At 55.6% G+C, this 14,096-nt stretch carries 14 protein-coding genes and 1 riboswitch; of the genes, 5 read left to right on the top strand and 9 right to left on the bottom strand.

The genetic code is table 11. The annotated features are described in order from the left end of the window. Positions 1–6: 6 nt before the first annotated feature. The 4 genes from LBF07_RS03560 to LBF07_RS03545 all read right to left on the bottom strand — a co-directional run bounded on the left by LBF07_RS03560 (position 7) and on the right by LBF07_RS03545 (position 3,217). A complete protein-coding gene (locus LBF07_RS03560) occupies positions 7–1,383 on the bottom strand; it encodes a diaminobutyrate--2-oxoglutarate transaminase (protein WP_014884533.1) in 1,377 nt (458 codons plus the stop codon). 313 nt (positions 1,384–1,696) lie between these two features. Next, positions 1,697–2,131 (bottom strand): hypothetical protein, encoded by a 435-nt coding sequence (locus LBF07_RS03555; RefSeq protein ID WP_094934092.1) that lies wholly within the window; start codon positions 2,129–2,131, stop codon positions 1,697–1,699. A gap of 210 nt (positions 2,132–2,341) precedes the next feature. Further along, positions 2,342–2,755, bottom strand: a complete 414-nt coding sequence (locus LBF07_RS03550) for a YadA C-terminal domain-containing protein (protein ID WP_224435108.1) — start codon at positions 2,753–2,755, stop codon at positions 2,342–2,344. Positions 2,756–2,797: 42 nt separating this feature from the next. Continuing rightward, positions 2,798–3,217, bottom strand: coding sequence for a hypothetical protein (locus LBF07_RS03545; protein ID WP_094934089.1), 420 nt, complete (start codon positions 3,215–3,217; stop codon positions 2,798–2,800). 632 nt (positions 3,218–3,849) lie between these two features. Next, positions 3,850–3,946, top strand: a riboswitch (TPP riboswitch). 35 nt (positions 3,947–3,981) lie between these two features. Here LBF07_RS03545 and thiM point away from each other — a divergent pair. Genes thiM through LBF07_RS03530 form a run of 3 tightly spaced genes read left to right on the top strand, consistent with a single transcriptional unit; the run spans position 3,982 to position 6,338 of the window. Continuing rightward, the gene (thiM, locus tag LBF07_RS03540) at positions 3,982–4,752 is read left to right on the top strand and encodes a hydroxyethylthiazole kinase (protein WP_094934075.1); all 771 of its coding nucleotides are present in this window, start codon (positions 3,982–3,984) and stop codon (positions 4,750–4,752) included. Beyond that, entirely contained in the window at positions 4,749–5,549 is an 801-nt protein-coding gene (gene thiD, locus LBF07_RS03535; protein ID WP_094934072.1) for a bifunctional hydroxymethylpyrimidine kinase/phosphomethylpyrimidine kinase, read from the top strand. Before thiM ends, thiD begins: the two co-directional genes overlap by 4 nt. Before the next feature lie 42 nt (positions 5,550–5,591). Then, complete coding sequence (locus LBF07_RS03530; protein WP_094934070.1) at positions 5,592–6,338, top strand: GntR family transcriptional regulator; 747 nt, start codon at positions 5,592–5,594, stop codon at positions 6,336–6,338. Here LBF07_RS03530 and LBF07_RS03525 read toward each other — a convergent pair. Genes LBF07_RS03525 through LBF07_RS03515 form a run of 3 tightly spaced genes read right to left on the bottom strand, consistent with a single transcriptional unit; the run spans position 6,312 to position 9,540 of the window. Beyond that, on the bottom strand, positions 6,312–7,265 hold the full coding sequence (locus LBF07_RS03525) for a PfkB family carbohydrate kinase (protein ID WP_094934068.1): 954 nt from the start codon (positions 7,263–7,265) through the stop codon (positions 6,312–6,314). The genes LBF07_RS03530 and LBF07_RS03525 overlap by 27 nt on opposite strands. Beyond that, complete coding sequence (locus tag LBF07_RS03520) at positions 7,262–8,266, bottom strand: ADP-ribosylglycohydrolase family protein (protein ID WP_094934065.1); 1,005 nt, start codon at positions 8,264–8,266, stop codon at positions 7,262–7,264. The genes LBF07_RS03525 and LBF07_RS03520 overlap by 4 nt, the downstream gene beginning before the upstream one ends. Further along, entirely contained in the window at positions 8,263–9,540 is a 1,278-nt protein-coding gene (locus LBF07_RS03515) for a nucleoside permease (protein WP_094934064.1), read from the bottom strand. Before LBF07_RS03515 ends, LBF07_RS03520 begins: the two co-directional genes overlap by 4 nt. A gap of 250 nt (positions 9,541–9,790) precedes the next feature. Here LBF07_RS03515 and fbaB point away from each other — a divergent pair, with 250 nt between their 5' ends. After that, positions 9,791–10,843: a class I fructose-bisphosphate aldolase gene (fbaB, locus tag LBF07_RS03510; protein ID WP_023312424.1), complete on the top strand. Its 1,053-nt coding sequence runs from the start codon at positions 9,791–9,793 to the stop codon at positions 10,841–10,843. Between the two features lie 53 nt (positions 10,844–10,896). Here fbaB and yegS read toward each other — a convergent pair whose 3' ends face one another. After that, positions 10,897–11,796, bottom strand: coding sequence for a lipid kinase YegS (gene yegS / locus LBF07_RS03505; RefSeq protein ID WP_094934063.1), 900 nt, complete (start codon positions 11,794–11,796; stop codon positions 10,897–10,899). A 141-nt stretch (positions 11,797–11,937) separates the two neighbouring features. On the opposite strand from yegS, the gene LBF07_RS03500 reads away from it, so the two are divergent. Further along, positions 11,938–12,438 (top strand): DUF523 domain-containing protein, encoded by a 501-nt coding sequence (locus tag LBF07_RS03500; protein WP_094934062.1) that lies wholly within the window; start codon positions 11,938–11,940, stop codon positions 12,436–12,438. Positions 12,439–12,599: 161 nt separating this feature from the next. Here the strand turns inward: LBF07_RS03500 and yegQ are convergent, their stop codons facing one another. Then, the gene (yegQ, locus tag LBF07_RS03495; protein WP_023312421.1) at positions 12,600–13,961 is read right to left on the bottom strand and encodes a tRNA 5-hydroxyuridine modification protein YegQ; all 1,362 of its coding nucleotides are present in this window, start codon (positions 13,959–13,961) and stop codon (positions 12,600–12,602) included. Positions 13,962–14,096: the final 135 nt, after the last annotated feature.

The following is a 14,096-nucleotide window of genomic DNA, read 5'->3' as shown; positions in this document are numbered from 1 at the left end:
CTCCGGTTACGCCGGGCGAACGCCCGCAGCAAGCAGTGCCTGCTCAAATTTATCCAGGAAGATTTTCAGCTCTTCGTCGCTGATCAGCAGAGACGGCAGCAGACGCAGAACGATACCGTTACGGCCACCGCGCTCCAGAATCAGACCGGCTTCGAAGCACTTCTTCTGAATCAGTGCAGACAGCTCGCCGTCGCCCGGGAAGCAGCCCATGTGGTCAGCGGCTTCGTGTGGCTTAACGATCTCAATACCGATCATCATGCCCAGACCGCGCACGTGGCCGATAACAGGATAGCGTTTCGCCATCTCTTTCAGCTGGCCTTTCAGCCATTCGCCCTGAGCGGCAACTTTGCCCGCGATGTTCTGATCTTTCAGGATTTTCAGCGTGGTCAGGCCGGTCGCCATCGCCAGCTGGTTGCCGCGGAAGGTACCGGTGTGGTGACCTGGTGCCCATGCGTCAAACTGCTTTTTGATACCGAGAACGGCCAGCGGCAGACCGCCACCTACGGCTTTAGACATCACGATGATGTCTGGCTCAATGCCTGCGTGTTCGAAGGCGAAAAATTTACCGGTACGGGCAAAGCCAGCCTGAACTTCGTCGAGGATCAGCAGAATGCCGTGTTCCTGAGTCACTTTACGGATGCGCTGCAGCCACTCAGCCGGAGCCGGGTTCACGCCGCCTTCGCCCTGAACGGCTTCCAGAATCACCGCAGCAGGTTTACGCACGCCGCTTTCAACGTCGTTGATCAGGTTATCGAAGTAGTACGTCAGCGCTTTCACGCCCGCTTCACCACCGATACCCAGCGGGCAACGGTACTCGTGCGGGTAAGGCATGAACTGCACTTCTGGCATCATACCGTCAACCGCTTCTTTCGGAGACAGGTTGCCGGTAACGGACAGCGCGCCGTGGGTCATACCGTGGTAACCACCAGAGAAGCTGATGATACCGCTACGACCGGTCACTTTTTTCGCCAGCTTCAGCGCCGCTTCAACGGCGTCAGCACCGGATGGACCGGTGAACTGCAGGCAGTACTCTTTGCCCTGACCAGGCAGCAGAGAGAGCAGGTATTCAGAAAACGCGTCTTTCAGAGGCGTAGTCAGATCCAGGGTATGTAACGGCAAGCCGCTGGTAATGACATTTTGGATGCTTTTCAGCACATCAGGATGGTTATGGCCAAGCGCAAGGGTCCCCGCGCCTGCTAAACAGTCAAGGTATTCTTTATTATCTGCATCGGTGATCCACACGCCTTCTGCTTTAGTAATGGCTAAAGGCAGTTTGCGCGGATAACTCCTGACGTTAGATTCAAACTCGGCCTGACGGGCCAGATAGGTTTCGTTGCTTTTGTGGGCATCTACGGTGTCAATACGGACTTTATCCGTCATCATATCACTCCTACAACCGCCGCTTCGTTATGAGCCACGATTGAATAAAAAGTTAAAAAACAGATGGGGGCCTGAAAAAAACGCCGCCAATATAGAGCCTTTTGCCACGGGGCTCAATGGTTAATTTGTTTACTGTTTTGTGACATGGTGCTCAGGGGAGGGGATATCCCCTTTTTAAGAAAGAAAATTGCACTTTATGGTAAAGAAAAACAGACTGTTACGTGTGTTCTGCCCTGACTGTAAATTCATAAAAAAGAGTGTGACAAATCGTGCCATTCGCTGACCGAAAAGGAGGCAGACTGCCTCCTTGTTCGCTTTATTTCTGCGACACCTGCAAAATGCCGTGGTTACGCCCCGTCGTCTTATTCCAGGAAGCCGCCGTAATGCCGTTCTCATCAAGGCTTAGCGATATAACAAAACCATTACCGTGAATCTCATAGAAATGAGCATTCAGACGCTTAACGGTGGCCTTTTTGCCGTTAATGGTGGCGTTAAAAAAGCCATTTGAAATCGTGGCGTTAACCGCATCCGAAGTAAAAGTGGCTTCACGCAAAGGGTCGTGGCCCGCAGCTGTCGCGTGCTGCGCCGCATTTTGGGCTTTTGTTTTGTGGATATCACAAGAGCCGTCATTCGCGTTCATCTCAGTGCATCCTGAACGTTCTAATTGAGCACGATAGTGCGCGTTAATCGCATGAGCCGGTGTTGTCGCTACCGTCAACATCAGTGCAATCCATATTAATTGAGTTTTCATGGCTAAACTTTTGTCCACCTTATAAAACGCACAGATAATAGGAGACGTACATCATGCCTATCCACATACCGACACCAATGAGCATCAGATACAGGGTCGCTGAAATAATGATATGTCTGAGCATGTTTTTTCTGTCATCGCTATTCTTGCCGGAGGCAAGCGGGTTATTAACTTAATGGCGTCAGTTAATAATGCTTAAGTTGTATTTCGTTAAAAGCCCATTCCGACGCCAACTGACGCTCCCATATTATTGGCGGTATCATCAGAGAAGCTGACTTTCGCGATCACATGTGAACTAAAGTTAACGGATGCCCCAACGGCAAGGGCGCTTTCACTATTGTATGTGGCTCCGCCAGCAGAGAACATAACATGCTGATTCGTTTGTACCTGCGGTAACCCTGCCATCGCCATGGCGCCCGAGATACCGGCGTTGGCTTGCTTCTTATTATTATCTACTTCATCGTGCAGTGATTTAAATTGCTGGTTGGTATTATTATTCATTGCCTGTAACGTCTGTTTCGTTGCCAGCAGATCCTGAGCGGTGGCGGTAACTGCCTGGGTATTATTAGCCACTTTAGTTTGTGTTGCTGCGTCTACCTGCATGTGCGTCACGGTGGTCGTCACGCCATCTTTGCCATCTTTGCCGTTAGTGGGTTTAGGGGCATTTTACAGGCTGTCAAGACGGTTATCTTGCACTTTGTTAACGTTTTCCATATTGATAATTTCTGTGCCGTTCGTCATAACGCCCTGTAAAGCCGCATCGCTTTTTTGATTGGCGGTATCTGCAAGCGCACCAGCAAGCAAGGCTTTTTGGTAAGCGTCATTTGTGGCTTGCTCAATAACCAAAACACCTAATTTAGTGGATTGAAGGTCGCTATCCACCTGCGTTAAGCGATTTTCAGTTGAGAGATCGCGAGCAATACTATCGACCCTGTTTTGCGTAATTTGGTCTTGATGGTCATTCACAATATCTGTGATTGATGCGTCATCCCAAACTGCAGCAGCAGCGTTGGTAATATTCACGGCGCTACCAGCGACCACCCCAAATACAAAAAAAGGAATAACAGATTTATTAAAAAGTTTCATTCGAAGGACTCACATCATTAACGTATTAAAAAACAAAATTAAGCAGAACAGTTTTGGCTTCAGTGGCATATGGATATCTGTATTTCCGTATGTCAACACTGGATATTCAATGCCCGGAACTTTTTTAGTGGTGTGAATAAACTATCGATTAAACCCAAATTTATGATTTTGATCTAAATCATAAATGATATGAATAAATGAAAGGGCTGGGTGCGGCATCGAGGAGGTTTATTTAATGTATACATTAACTTATGGATTGTGTGATAAATCAAGGGAAGCGTTAAGCTATTGATGAAAGTACAAATGTTTAATAGAGTTAAATAAATTAATATTGTCTTATTCTTTCATGCGAAAGAAGTTTCCCTATCTTATAAAAACAGAATGAGCACGTAATAAAAAATAAAAATAATAGTCTCAGTAAAAGTACGTAATAAGGTTTTTCAATAACGTATTAACAATTACTGAACCAGAATTAACTTAAGCGTAATAAATGTAGGCAAATGACGGGAAAGAGTGCCTGGAGATTTCCGCTGTGACAAACGGTGTGATAAATCGAAACTCCTTGCGCCTGGCCTAGGGCCGCGGTTACACTACATAACGTTAATGAGTTTCATAACTAACTGTTTTAAAAGTATTTTGACTCGGGGTGCCCTTCTTTGTGAAGGCTGAGAAATACCCGTATTACCTGATCTGGATAATGCCAGCGTAGGGAAGTCAGATGCCTTCCCGGTCATCGCTTCTTCACGCAAGGCAGGAGCGAACCCATGCAGCCTGACCTGCTCGATTTACACGTTTTACACCACTTCCGAACCCGTTCTCCGCTGACCCACTGTATGACCAACGATGTCGTACAGACCTTTACGGCCAACGTTTTACTGGCGCTTGGCGCATCACCCGCGATGGTGATTGAGGCCGAAGAGGCTGAACAGTTTGCCGGCATCGCCGATGCACTGCTGATTAACGTTGGCACGCTGACCTCGCCGCGCGCCCAGTCGATGCGTCGGGCAATAGAAAGCGCGGTGGCGGCAGGCAAGCCCTGGACGCTGGACCCGGTTGCCGCGGGTGCCCTGACGTTCCGCACCCGTTTTTGCCATCAAATCCTTGCCCTGAAACCGGCCGCCATTCGCGGCAATGCTTCCGAGATTCTGGCCCTTGCCGGAATGAGCGCGGGCGGGCGCGGCGTCGATACGACCGATACCGCAGCCAGCGCGGTGCCCGCTGCACAGGCGCTGGCTCGCCAGACCAATGCCGTTGTGGTCGTCACCGGTGAGGTGGATTACATCACTGACGGGCAACGTACACGCAAGGTAACGGGCGGCGATCCGTTGATGACGCGCGTAGTGGGAACCGGATGCGCGCTTTCTGCCGTTGTGGCGGCGAGCTGCTCGCTGCCCGGCGACCGGATGGATAACGTCGCTGCCGCCTGCGGATGGATGAAGCGGGCCGGAACGGTGGCCGTTGCGCAGTCACGTGGGTCAGGCAGTTTTGCCAGCGCGTTCCTGGATGCGCTCTATACGCTGGAGGAGCAGGCATGAAACGGATTAACGCCCTGACCATTGCCGGTACCGATCCCAGCGGCGGCGCGGGTATCCAGGCCGATCTCAAAACCTTCTCGGCCCTTGGCGCGTACGGCTGCTCGGTCATTACCGCGCTGGTGGCGCAAAACACGCGCGGCGTGCAGTCGGTCTACCGTATCGAGCCGGATTTTGTTGCCGCGCAGCTGGATTCTGTATTCAGCGATGTGCGCATCGATACCACCAAGACCGGCATGCTGGCCGAGACGGATATTGTGGAAGCGGTGGCCGAGCGGCTTAAGCGCTATCAGGTGCAAAACGTGGTGCTGGATACCGTCATGCTGGCGAAAAGCGGCGACCCGCTGCTTTCCGCCTCCGCCGTGGAGACGCTGCGTACAAAGCTACTGCCGCAGGTGGCGCTTATCACGCCCAATCTGCCAGAAGCTGCCGCGCTCTTAGGCACATCGCATGCGCAAACTGAATGCGAGATGAAAGCGCAGGGAAACGCGCTGCTGGCGATGGGCTGCGGGGCGGTGCTGATGAAGGGCGGTCATCTGGATGACGCTGAAAGCCCGGACTGGCTCTTTACCCGCGACGGCGAAGTACGCTTTACCGCGCCGCGCGTGCAGACCAAAAACACCCACGGCACGGGCTGTACGCTCTCCGCCGCGCTGGCGGCGCTGCGCCCGCGGCATGACGGCTGGGCCGATACGGTGCGCGAAGCGAAAACCTGGCTCTCTGCGGCGCTGGCAAAAGCCGATACTCTGGAAGTGGGTCACGGTATTGGACCGGTTCATCATTTTCATGCATGGTGGTAACCCAGTATACTGGCAGGAAACACCACGCCTGAGAAAACAGAGATGGAACAAGCGCATACCCGGTTAATCGCTCAACTGAATGAACGGATCTCAGCAGCAGACAACACGCCGCTGTACCTGAAATTTGCCGAAACGGTAAAAAACGCGGTGCGCAGCGGGGTGCTGGAGCACGGGAATATTTTGCCCGGCGAGCGCGATCTGAGCCAGTTAACCGGCGTGTCGCGCATCACCGTGCGAAAGGCGATGCAGGCGCTGGAGGAAGAGGGCGTTGTCACCCGCTCCCGTGGCTATGGCACGCAAATCAACAATATCTTTGAATATTCGCTGAAAGAGGCGCGCGGCTTTTCCCAGCAGGTGGTGCTGCGCGGTCAAAAGCCGAATACGCTGTGGGTCAACAAGCGGGTGGTGAAGTGCCCGGAAGAGGTCGCAAACCATCTGTCGGTCCCTCCGGACAGCGAGGTCTTTTTGCTCAAGCGTATTCGCTATGTGGATGACGATGCGGTATCGATTGAAGAGTCCTGGGTGCCGGTCGGGCTCATTCCCGATCCGGATGCGATTGGCATTTCGCTGTACGATTACTTCCGCACGCAGAATATTTTCCCGCAGCGCACCCGTTCACGGGTCAGCGCCCGTATGCCGGACAGCGAGTTTCAGGCGCACATTAAGATGGACGAAAAAATACCGGTGCTGGTGATCAAGCAGGTTGCGCTTGACCAACAGCACCGGCCGATTGAGTACAGCATCAGCTACTGCCGCAGCGATCTATACGTCTTTGTGTGCGAGGAATAATTCGTCGCGAGTCGGGGCGCAGTCCCCGCCGCGGTGGCTGACTACCCAGGACGCCACGGCATTCCCCAGCAGAACGGCGTCTGCCAGTGACCATCCCGCCGCCAGCCCGGCAAGCGTGCCGCCCGCGTGGCTGTCGCCAGCGCCAATGGTGTCCACAACCGTAGCCGGGAACGCCGAAACGACGCCCGAGACGTCACCGTCATACCACGCGGCACCGTCTTTATCATGGCGCACAATCAGCGCCGCACCGAAACGCTGCTGCCACTGCGTGCCGAGGGTTTCCACTTCAACGCCCAGTCTTTCTGCGGCAAGTTCCGCCTCCTGACGATTGAGTGACACAATTGGCCTGCAGGCCATTATCCGCGCCATCAGCGCGTCGGGGATATCCGCGATGCGGGGACCGAAATCGATAAAGGCCGTCACGTCCTGCAACCCCTCCAGCCAGCGTGTCAGCAGCTCGCCGCACGGCGAGGCCAGCTGATAGCCGGATAAATAAACCAGGCTGTTCGACGGGATGTTAAGCACATCAAGCCAGCTCTGCTGCCACTGGTTCTCCACACCGCTAAAGGACATAAAGGTGCGCTCGCCGTCAGGCTCAACCAGCGCCAGGCACCAGCCGTTGTCGCCCGTATCGGCCTCCACGGCGCTGTGCAGATCCTGCTTCGCCATGGCGTTGCGGATAATATCCGCCCAGACGCCGTGACCGACGGGCAGAGCGTTTTGCGCCGTAATGCCGAGCCGCTTCAGGGCGATGGCGATATTCAGCGCGCAGCCGCCGATATTCACGCCCTGCTGCTTAAGTTCGATATCGCACCCGCGCCAGGGCAGGGCGTAGGCGTCGGCGATGACGTCTATCACCGCCGCGCCCAGCACCGTCACCGGGCGCGTGGCGTGCAGGGTGTCGAGACGTTGGGCAAATGCATTCATACGCCCTCCCTTTGCTCCCGGTAGTGCAGCAGTTTCTCGCAATAGTGGCCGAAATCGAGCCGGTTAACGGCGTCGAGCTCGGCCTTCAGCGCCGGGTCAATCGCCTGCACGCCGTGGAGCGCGCCGCAGATGGCCGTTGCCATCGCGCCAATGGTGTCGGTGTCGCCGCCCAGGTTGGCGCATAAAATGGCGCAGCGGTTCGGGTCGGTTCCCGCCAGTTCGACCATCGCAATGGCCGCCGGAACGGACTCAATGGTGCTGGTTCCGGCCCCCACGAGCTGGTACACCTGCTCGCTGGCGGACTCAACCCCGTTGGCTTCCCGCACGGTCTTAAGCGCCAGCTCAATACGTGCCGCCAGCGACGCGCTGAAGGTGGTGGTTTTCGCCTCCTGCGCATAGCGGGCGATACCCGGCAGCGCATCGACGATGTTCTGCCAGCTTTCACCGTCGACGGCGCGCGAAATCGCCCAGGCAATCACCACCGCGCCGGCAATGGCGAGGTCCGATTTATGGGTTGGGCTGGAGGCCAGCGCCACCTGCTCAACAAAGTGTTCCAGACGCGTGGCCGGAAGCAGGCAGCCCAGCGGGGAGGCGCGCATCGCCGCCCCGTTGGTCACGCCGTTGTTGTCCAGTTCGCTGACCGGTTTCCCGTCGCGAATCGCGTTAAGCGCGATTTTGGAGGTCGGGCCGAGCACGTTCTTATTAAACGCATCGAAATCGAGCGCCCAGCGAAGAATATGCTTGCCGATAACGTCCGCGTTAATGTCTCCCTCACACTCAATAATCGCGTCCGCCAGGCACAGCGCCATTGAGGTATCGTCGGTGAACTCTGCCTGTTTGAAATAGCAGGCCGCATTATTCTCTGCCGGGCCGGGTAAAAAGCGGTCGATCCAGCCGAAGTGCGCTTTGACGCGCTTTCTCGGCCACAGCTCCGACGGCATGCCCATCGCATCCCCTAACGCCTGCCCGTAAAGAGCACCGAGAACACGTTCTTGTTTCATTTAACTTCCCCCTGTGTCAGCGCGGCATCGCCATCAACCACCTCAATTGCGGCGATCTCTTTATCCGATTCGCGGAAAAACAGCATAAACAGCACGGCAATCACGGCAATCATGATTGCACCAAACGCCCACATTCCGGCCCAGTTGAAGGTCAGCCCATTCACCGGCTCTTTGTATGCGAACATTTTTTCCATCATCACGCCGCCCAGGCGGTAGCCCAGCAGGCTCCCAAAGCCCTGGCAGCACAGCGTAATCAGGCCCTGCGCGGCGGTGCGCATGTGCACCGGCGCTTTTTTATCCACGTAGATGTACGCGGTGACGTAGTAGAAGTCGTAGCTCACGCCGTGCAGCAGAATGCCGAGGAACAGCAGGGCGTAGGTGAAGTACTGTTCCGCTCCGCCGTAAACGAAGAACCCGTAGCGGATGGCGGCGGTGATCAGACCCAGCAGTAAGACCTTCTTAATACCAAAGCGTTTGGTAAAGAACGGCAGCGCCAGCATAAAGAAGATTTCGGAGAACTGGCCGAGCGTCATCCAGCCGGTGGCGTTTTTCATCCCCACTTCGGTGAGATAGCCGTTGGCGAAGATGTAATAGAAGGCCAGCGGCATGGCGAACAGGAACGAGCAGAAGAAGAACACCAGGAAGTTTCTGTCGCGCAGCAGGATCAGCGCGTCCAGCCCGAGCATCACTTTGAAGTCCAGCTTGCCGGTACTTTTCGGCGGCGTATTCGGCAGGAACAGGGCAAAGACGCCGAGCAGGGCGGAGCTGGCTGCCGTCATCAGCAGCGGGATATTGGTATCGGAAATATCGCTGTAGCCCAGCATCTGCGGCAGGAATCCGCACGCCAGCCCGGAGGCGATCCAGCCGATGGTGCCCATCACGCGGATGCGCGGGAAATCGGCCTCGACGTCGTCCACGTTGGCAAAGGCGATACTGTTGGTCAGCGCGATGGTCGGCATATAGGTCAGGGAGTAAACCAGCAGCAGCGGGAAGAAGGTGCTGAACTGGGTTTGCTGTGCGGCGAAGTACATCAGAATCGCACCGGCGAACATCAGCACCGCCAGCACTTTCTGCGCGGCAAAGAAGCGGTCCGTCAGCGAGCCGACCAGAATCGGGGAGAGGATAGCGGCAATGGCGGTACAGGCGTAAGACCAGCCGATTTCCCCGGCTGTAAAACCGCTTTTGCTCAGCCACAGCCACAGCGGCACAAACCACGCGCCCCAGATAAACCATTCAACAAACATCATGAATGACAGTTGGACTTTCGTTTTCATTTTTTAATCCTGCATGTCAGAGAGGGTACGCCTTTAACATACCACTCAATAATACCTTTTAAATACCTTTGTGGCGATTGTTTGATCAATGTAACAGTTTTGTTGTACACGAATCGAGCCAGCAGATTGTGCTGAAAAAAAATGCAAAGGGTGGAAAATCTGTTAAGTCGGTACCAGGCTTAGTCTGCCCATAAAAGATGGGACTGGATAAACACACACCGACACGACGTCGGACTTACGGGAGTATCACATGACTGATATTGCGCAGTTGCTTGGCAAAGACGCCGACAGCCTTTTACAGCATCGTTGTATGACCATTCCAGCCGACCAGCTGTATCTGCCTGGTCATGACTACGTTGACCGCGTGATGATCGACAACAATCGTCCGCCTGCGGTCCTGCGAAATATGCAGACGCTATACAACACCGGGCGGCTCGGCGGCACCGGGTATCTCTCTATTCTGCCTGTGGACCAGGGCGTTGAGCACTCGGCGGGCGCGTCTTTCGCGGCGAACCCGCTCTACTTCGATCCGAAGAACATTGTTGAGCTGGCGATTGAGGCGGGCTGTAACTGCGTGGCCTCTACTTACGGCGTGCTGGCTTCGGTTTCGCGCCGCTATGCCCACCGCATTCCGTTCCTTGTGAAGCTGAACCATAACGAAACTCTTAGCTACCCAACCGAATATGACCAGACCCTCTACGCCAGCGTCGAGCAGGCGTTCAACATGGGGGCGGTGGCGGTAGGGGCGACCATCTATTTCGGCTCTGAGCAGTCTCGCCGTCAGATTGAAGAGATCTCCGCGGCGTTTGAGCGCGCGCACGAGCTGGGCATGGTGACCGTACTGTGGGCATATCTGCGCAATAACGCGTTCAAGAAAGACGGCGTGGATTACCACGTGTCGGCCGACCTGACCGGGCAGGCGAACCACCTGGCGGCGACCATCGGCGCAGATATTGTGAAGCAGAAAATGGCCGAGAATAACGGCGGCTATAAAGCGGTGAACTTTGGCTATACCGACGATCGCGTTTACAGCAAGCTGACCAGCGATAACCCGATCGACCTGGTGCGCTACCAGCTGGCGAACTGCTACATGGGCCGCGCGGGGCTGATTAACTCAGGCGGCGCGGCGGGCGGTGATACCGACCTGTCAGACGCGGTGCGTACGGCTGTGATCAACAAACGCGCGGGCGGCATGGGGCTGATCCTTGGTCGCAAGGCGTTTAAGAAATCGATGGCTGACGGCGTGAAGCTGATCAATGCGGTTCAGGACGTCTATCTGGACAGCAAAGTCACGATTGCCTGACCTGAGGGTGAAACGTAGGCCGGGTAAGGCGTAGCCGCCACCCGGCAATACAATCAGCGCAAAAGCACGCAGTCCGGCGGCAGCCTGCACTGCAGCGCGCCGGGCAACACCTCAATGCGGAACTGCGTTCCGCTCAGCGGCTCTCCGTCGAGGTTAAAGGTCATCCCGTGCGGAGCATTCACTTCAAACCACGCCGATTTCCCGGCGATGATATTTGGACTCTCTTCCGGCTGCGTCAGCGTGGTAAACAGCGCGGGCAGCAGGCCGTCGCCCGTGAAAATACGCAGCTGTAGCTGACCGTCATTGATCAGCGCCTCCGGGCACAGCTGCTGCCCGCCGCCCGCCTGACGCCCGTTGCCAATCCCAATTACCAGCGCGTCACCCTGCCACTGAAAATCCTCGCCGCGAATTTCGCAGCGGTCAGGCTTGAGGGTGTCCATGCGCATCAGGCCGTGGATCAGGTACGATACGCCGCCCAGCGCCGCCTTCAGCTTTTCCGGCGTTTCGCTGGTGATGCGTGTGCCAAACCCGCCCGTCGCCATATTGATAAAACAGGTTTTATCATTCACCTGCGCAATATCCACAGCGGTGGCCTTGCCGAGGATTGCCAGCTGAAGCGCCTTCTCTAACTCCTCAGGGATCCCGGCGCTGGTGGCAAAATCATTGGCGGTACCGAGCGGTAAAATGCCCATCACCGGCCGGTCTGCCGGGGGCAGGTCGATAAGCGCTGACGCAATCTCATTGATGGTGCCGTCGCCGCCGCCGGAAATGATGGTGTTGACGCCAAGCCCGAGGGCTTCATTGATATAGCGTGCCGCGTCGCCTTTTTCCCACGTCACCCTGACGTGAATGCGCGCGCCGTCGTCACGCAAACTCTGAATTGCCTGACGCAACGGATCGTTGCCCGCGCTTTTGCCATTGAGAATCAATAAACTGTCTGAATAGGTTGCCATCCGCGCTGCTCCCTTTTTTAGCGTTAGTAAGAGTGTATAGCAGAGAGGAAAAAAGCGGGTAAGAACAGGATGAAAGGAACAAAATATGCCCGAAAGCGCGTTACACTCCAGCGATGATAGTAACGTAATCACAGGAAAGTGATGATGAATAAAATTTTGGTAAGCGCGTGCCTGATGGGCTTCAAGATTCGTTATAACGGAAGTGTAAAAGCGCGAATGAACGAGCAGCTCAAGCGCTGGCAGCAGGAACAGCGTCTGGTTATCCACTGCCCTGAACTTGCGGCCGGGATGCCTGTACCTCGTCCTCCGGCAGAGATTATGTCCGCTGATGGCAAAGACGTAATGCGCGGGCAAGCCAGAATTAGTGAAAATACAGGGCAGGATGTGACTGAGCAGTATCAGCTTGCAGCCTGGCTCGCGCTACGCGCTGCTCAGGAGTCGGGGTGTAGCGCAGCACTATTAACCGATGGCAGCCCAACGTGCGGCAGTCAGTTTATCTATGACGGATCTTTTCGCGGGATCCATAAAGCGGGGAGGGGTGTTGCTGCATCGTTGCTCGCAGAGCATGGGATAGCCGTGTTCTCGGAGGGGCAAATCGACGAACTGATTGCCTGGGTTGAGGAGAGAGAAGGCAAAAAATAAGCCCGCGTAAGGGAGATTACGCAGGCTAAGGAGGTGGTTCCTGGTACAGCTAGCATTTATGGGTTATGTTTTTCAGCGGGGGGATAATACCCGTATTGAACGAAGCGGTATGTGATCCGATTCTAAGAATTATCCCAGCGCGAAAAAATTTCCCTGATTAACTATTTGCCGTGTGGGTTTCGGGTGCTTTCACCGTTGAAGTTACGCATCAGCAGCGCGAACTTCAGCTCCACCTCTTCCGGAACCGGCAGCCAGACGGTATGGCCGTCGCCCGGCGCCACGTCAATCGCCTCGCCTTTGCCGTTTTCCAGATGCTCCAGCGTAAAGTTCATGTTGCCCTGCGGGGTCATCAGCTCCAGGCTGTCGCCTTTGGTGAATTTGTTTTTCACCGCGACGGCCGCCAGCGCGCCTTTACGCTCGCCGGTAAAGTCGCCGACAAACTGCTGGCGCTCGGAAACGGAGTAGCCGTGCTCGTAGTTCTGGTAGTCGTCATGGGTATGACGGCGCAGGAAGCCTTCGGTATAGCCGCGGTGCGCCAGGCCTTCCAGGGTTTCCAGCAGGCTGGTATCGAACGGTTTACCGGCCGCCGCATCGTCGATGGCTTTGCGGTACACCTGCGCGGTACGCGCGCAGTAGTAATAGGATTTGGTGCGGCCTTCGATCTTCAGGGAGTGCACGCCCATCTGGGTCAGACGCTCAACGTGGGCGATGGCGCGCAGATCTTTCGAGTTCATGATGTAGGTGCCGTGCTCGTCTTCAAAGGCGGTCATGTACTCGCCCGGACGTTTGGCTTCTTCAATCATAAACACGCTGTCGGTTGGCGCGCCGATGCCCAGCGTAGGCTCAACGTTAGTCACCGGGATAGGCTCGTGCTTGTGGACGATGTTGCCGACGTCATCCTCTTTGCCTTCCTGGACGTTATATTCCCAGCGGCAGGCGTTGGTGCAGGTGCCCTGGTTCGGGTCGCGCTTGTTGATATAGCCGGAGAGCAGGCAGCGGCCGGAGTAGGCCATGCACAGCGCGCCGTGAACGAAGATTTCGATTTCCATATCCGGCACCTGGGTGCGGATCTCTTCGATCTCTTCCAGCGAAAGCTCGCGGGAAAGAATGACGCGGGTCAGCCCCATCTGTTTCCAGAACTTGACTGTCGCCCAGTTGACGGCGTTAGCCTGTACGGAGAGGTGAATATCCATCTCCGGGAAATTCTCCCGAACCAGCATGATTAAACCCGGGTCCGACATGATCAGCGCGTCCGGCCCCATATCCACCACCGGCTTCAGGTCGCGGATGAACGTTTTCAGCTTGGCGTTGTGCGGCGCGATGTTCACGACCACGTAGAATTTCTTGCCCAGGGCATGCGCTTCGTTGATGCCGAGCTGCAGGTTCTCGTGGTTGAATTCGTTGTTGCGCACGCGCAGCGAGTAGCGCGGCTGGCCCGCATAAACGGCGTCGGCACCATAGGCGAAAGCGTAACGCATATTTTGCAGCGTTCCCGCCGGGGAAAGGAGTTCCGGTTTAAACATGTTTGTTCTCGTTCTGATGACAGGTCAGATCCGCGTGCACCAGGTGCAGCGGTAAGGGGAGATCCCCCACTTTAAGGGCGGGCATTGTAGCGCTGCGGGGCAGGGAGGTAAAGATTGAATTATTATTTATTTTAG

The organism is Enterobacter cloacae complex sp. ECL352 (genome assembly GCF_020149545.1).
In the GTDB taxonomy this organism is placed as follows: Bacteria; Pseudomonadota; Gammaproteobacteria; order Enterobacterales; family Enterobacteriaceae; genus Enterobacter; species Enterobacter asburiae_B.
The sequence above is the reverse complement of the archived record's forward strand: the minus strand, read 5'-3'. Positions and strand labels throughout refer to the sequence as shown.

What these genes read in the sequence shown, in the direction of transcription:
- LBF07_RS03560 (WP_014884533.1), bottom strand. Translation starts at nt 1,383, where the DNA reads ATGATGACGGATAAAGTCCGTATTGACACCGTAGATGCCCACAAAAGC.
- LBF07_RS03555 (WP_094934092.1), bottom strand. Translation starts at nt 2,131, where the DNA reads ATGAAAACTCAATTAATATGGATTGCACTGATGTTGACGGTAGCGACA.
- LBF07_RS03545 (WP_094934089.1), bottom strand. Translation starts at nt 3,217, where the DNA reads ATGAAACTTTTTAATAAATCTGTTATTCCTTTTTTTGTATTTGGGGTG.
- thiM (WP_094934075.1), top strand. Translation starts at nt 3,982, where the DNA reads ATGCAGCCTGACCTGCTCGATTTACACGTTTTACACCACTTCCGAACC.
- thiD (WP_094934072.1), top strand. Translation starts at nt 4,749, where the DNA reads ATGAAACGGATTAACGCCCTGACCATTGCCGGTACCGATCCCAGCGGC.
- LBF07_RS03530 (WP_094934070.1), top strand. Translation starts at nt 5,592, where the DNA reads ATGGAACAAGCGCATACCCGGTTAATCGCTCAACTGAATGAACGGATC.
- LBF07_RS03525 (WP_094934068.1), bottom strand. Translation starts at nt 7,265, where the DNA reads ATGAATGCATTTGCCCAACGTCTCGACACCCTGCACGCCACGCGCCCG.
- LBF07_RS03520 (WP_094934065.1), bottom strand. Translation starts at nt 8,266, where the DNA reads ATGAAACAAGAACGTGTTCTCGGTGCTCTTTACGGGCAGGCGTTAGGG.
- LBF07_RS03515 (WP_094934064.1), bottom strand. Translation starts at nt 9,540, where the DNA reads ATGAAAACGAAAGTCCAACTGTCATTCATGATGTTTGTTGAATGGTTT.
- fbaB (WP_023312424.1), top strand. Translation starts at nt 9,791, where the DNA reads ATGACTGATATTGCGCAGTTGCTTGGCAAAGACGCCGACAGCCTTTTA.
- yegS (WP_094934063.1), bottom strand. Translation starts at nt 11,796, where the DNA reads ATGGCAACCTATTCAGACAGTTTATTGATTCTCAATGGCAAAAGCGCG.
- LBF07_RS03500 (WP_094934062.1), top strand. Translation starts at nt 11,938, where the DNA reads ATGATGAATAAAATTTTGGTAAGCGCGTGCCTGATGGGCTTCAAGATT.
- yegQ (WP_023312421.1), bottom strand. Translation starts at nt 13,961, where the DNA reads ATGTTTAAACCGGAACTCCTTTCCCCGGCGGGAACGCTGCAAAATATG.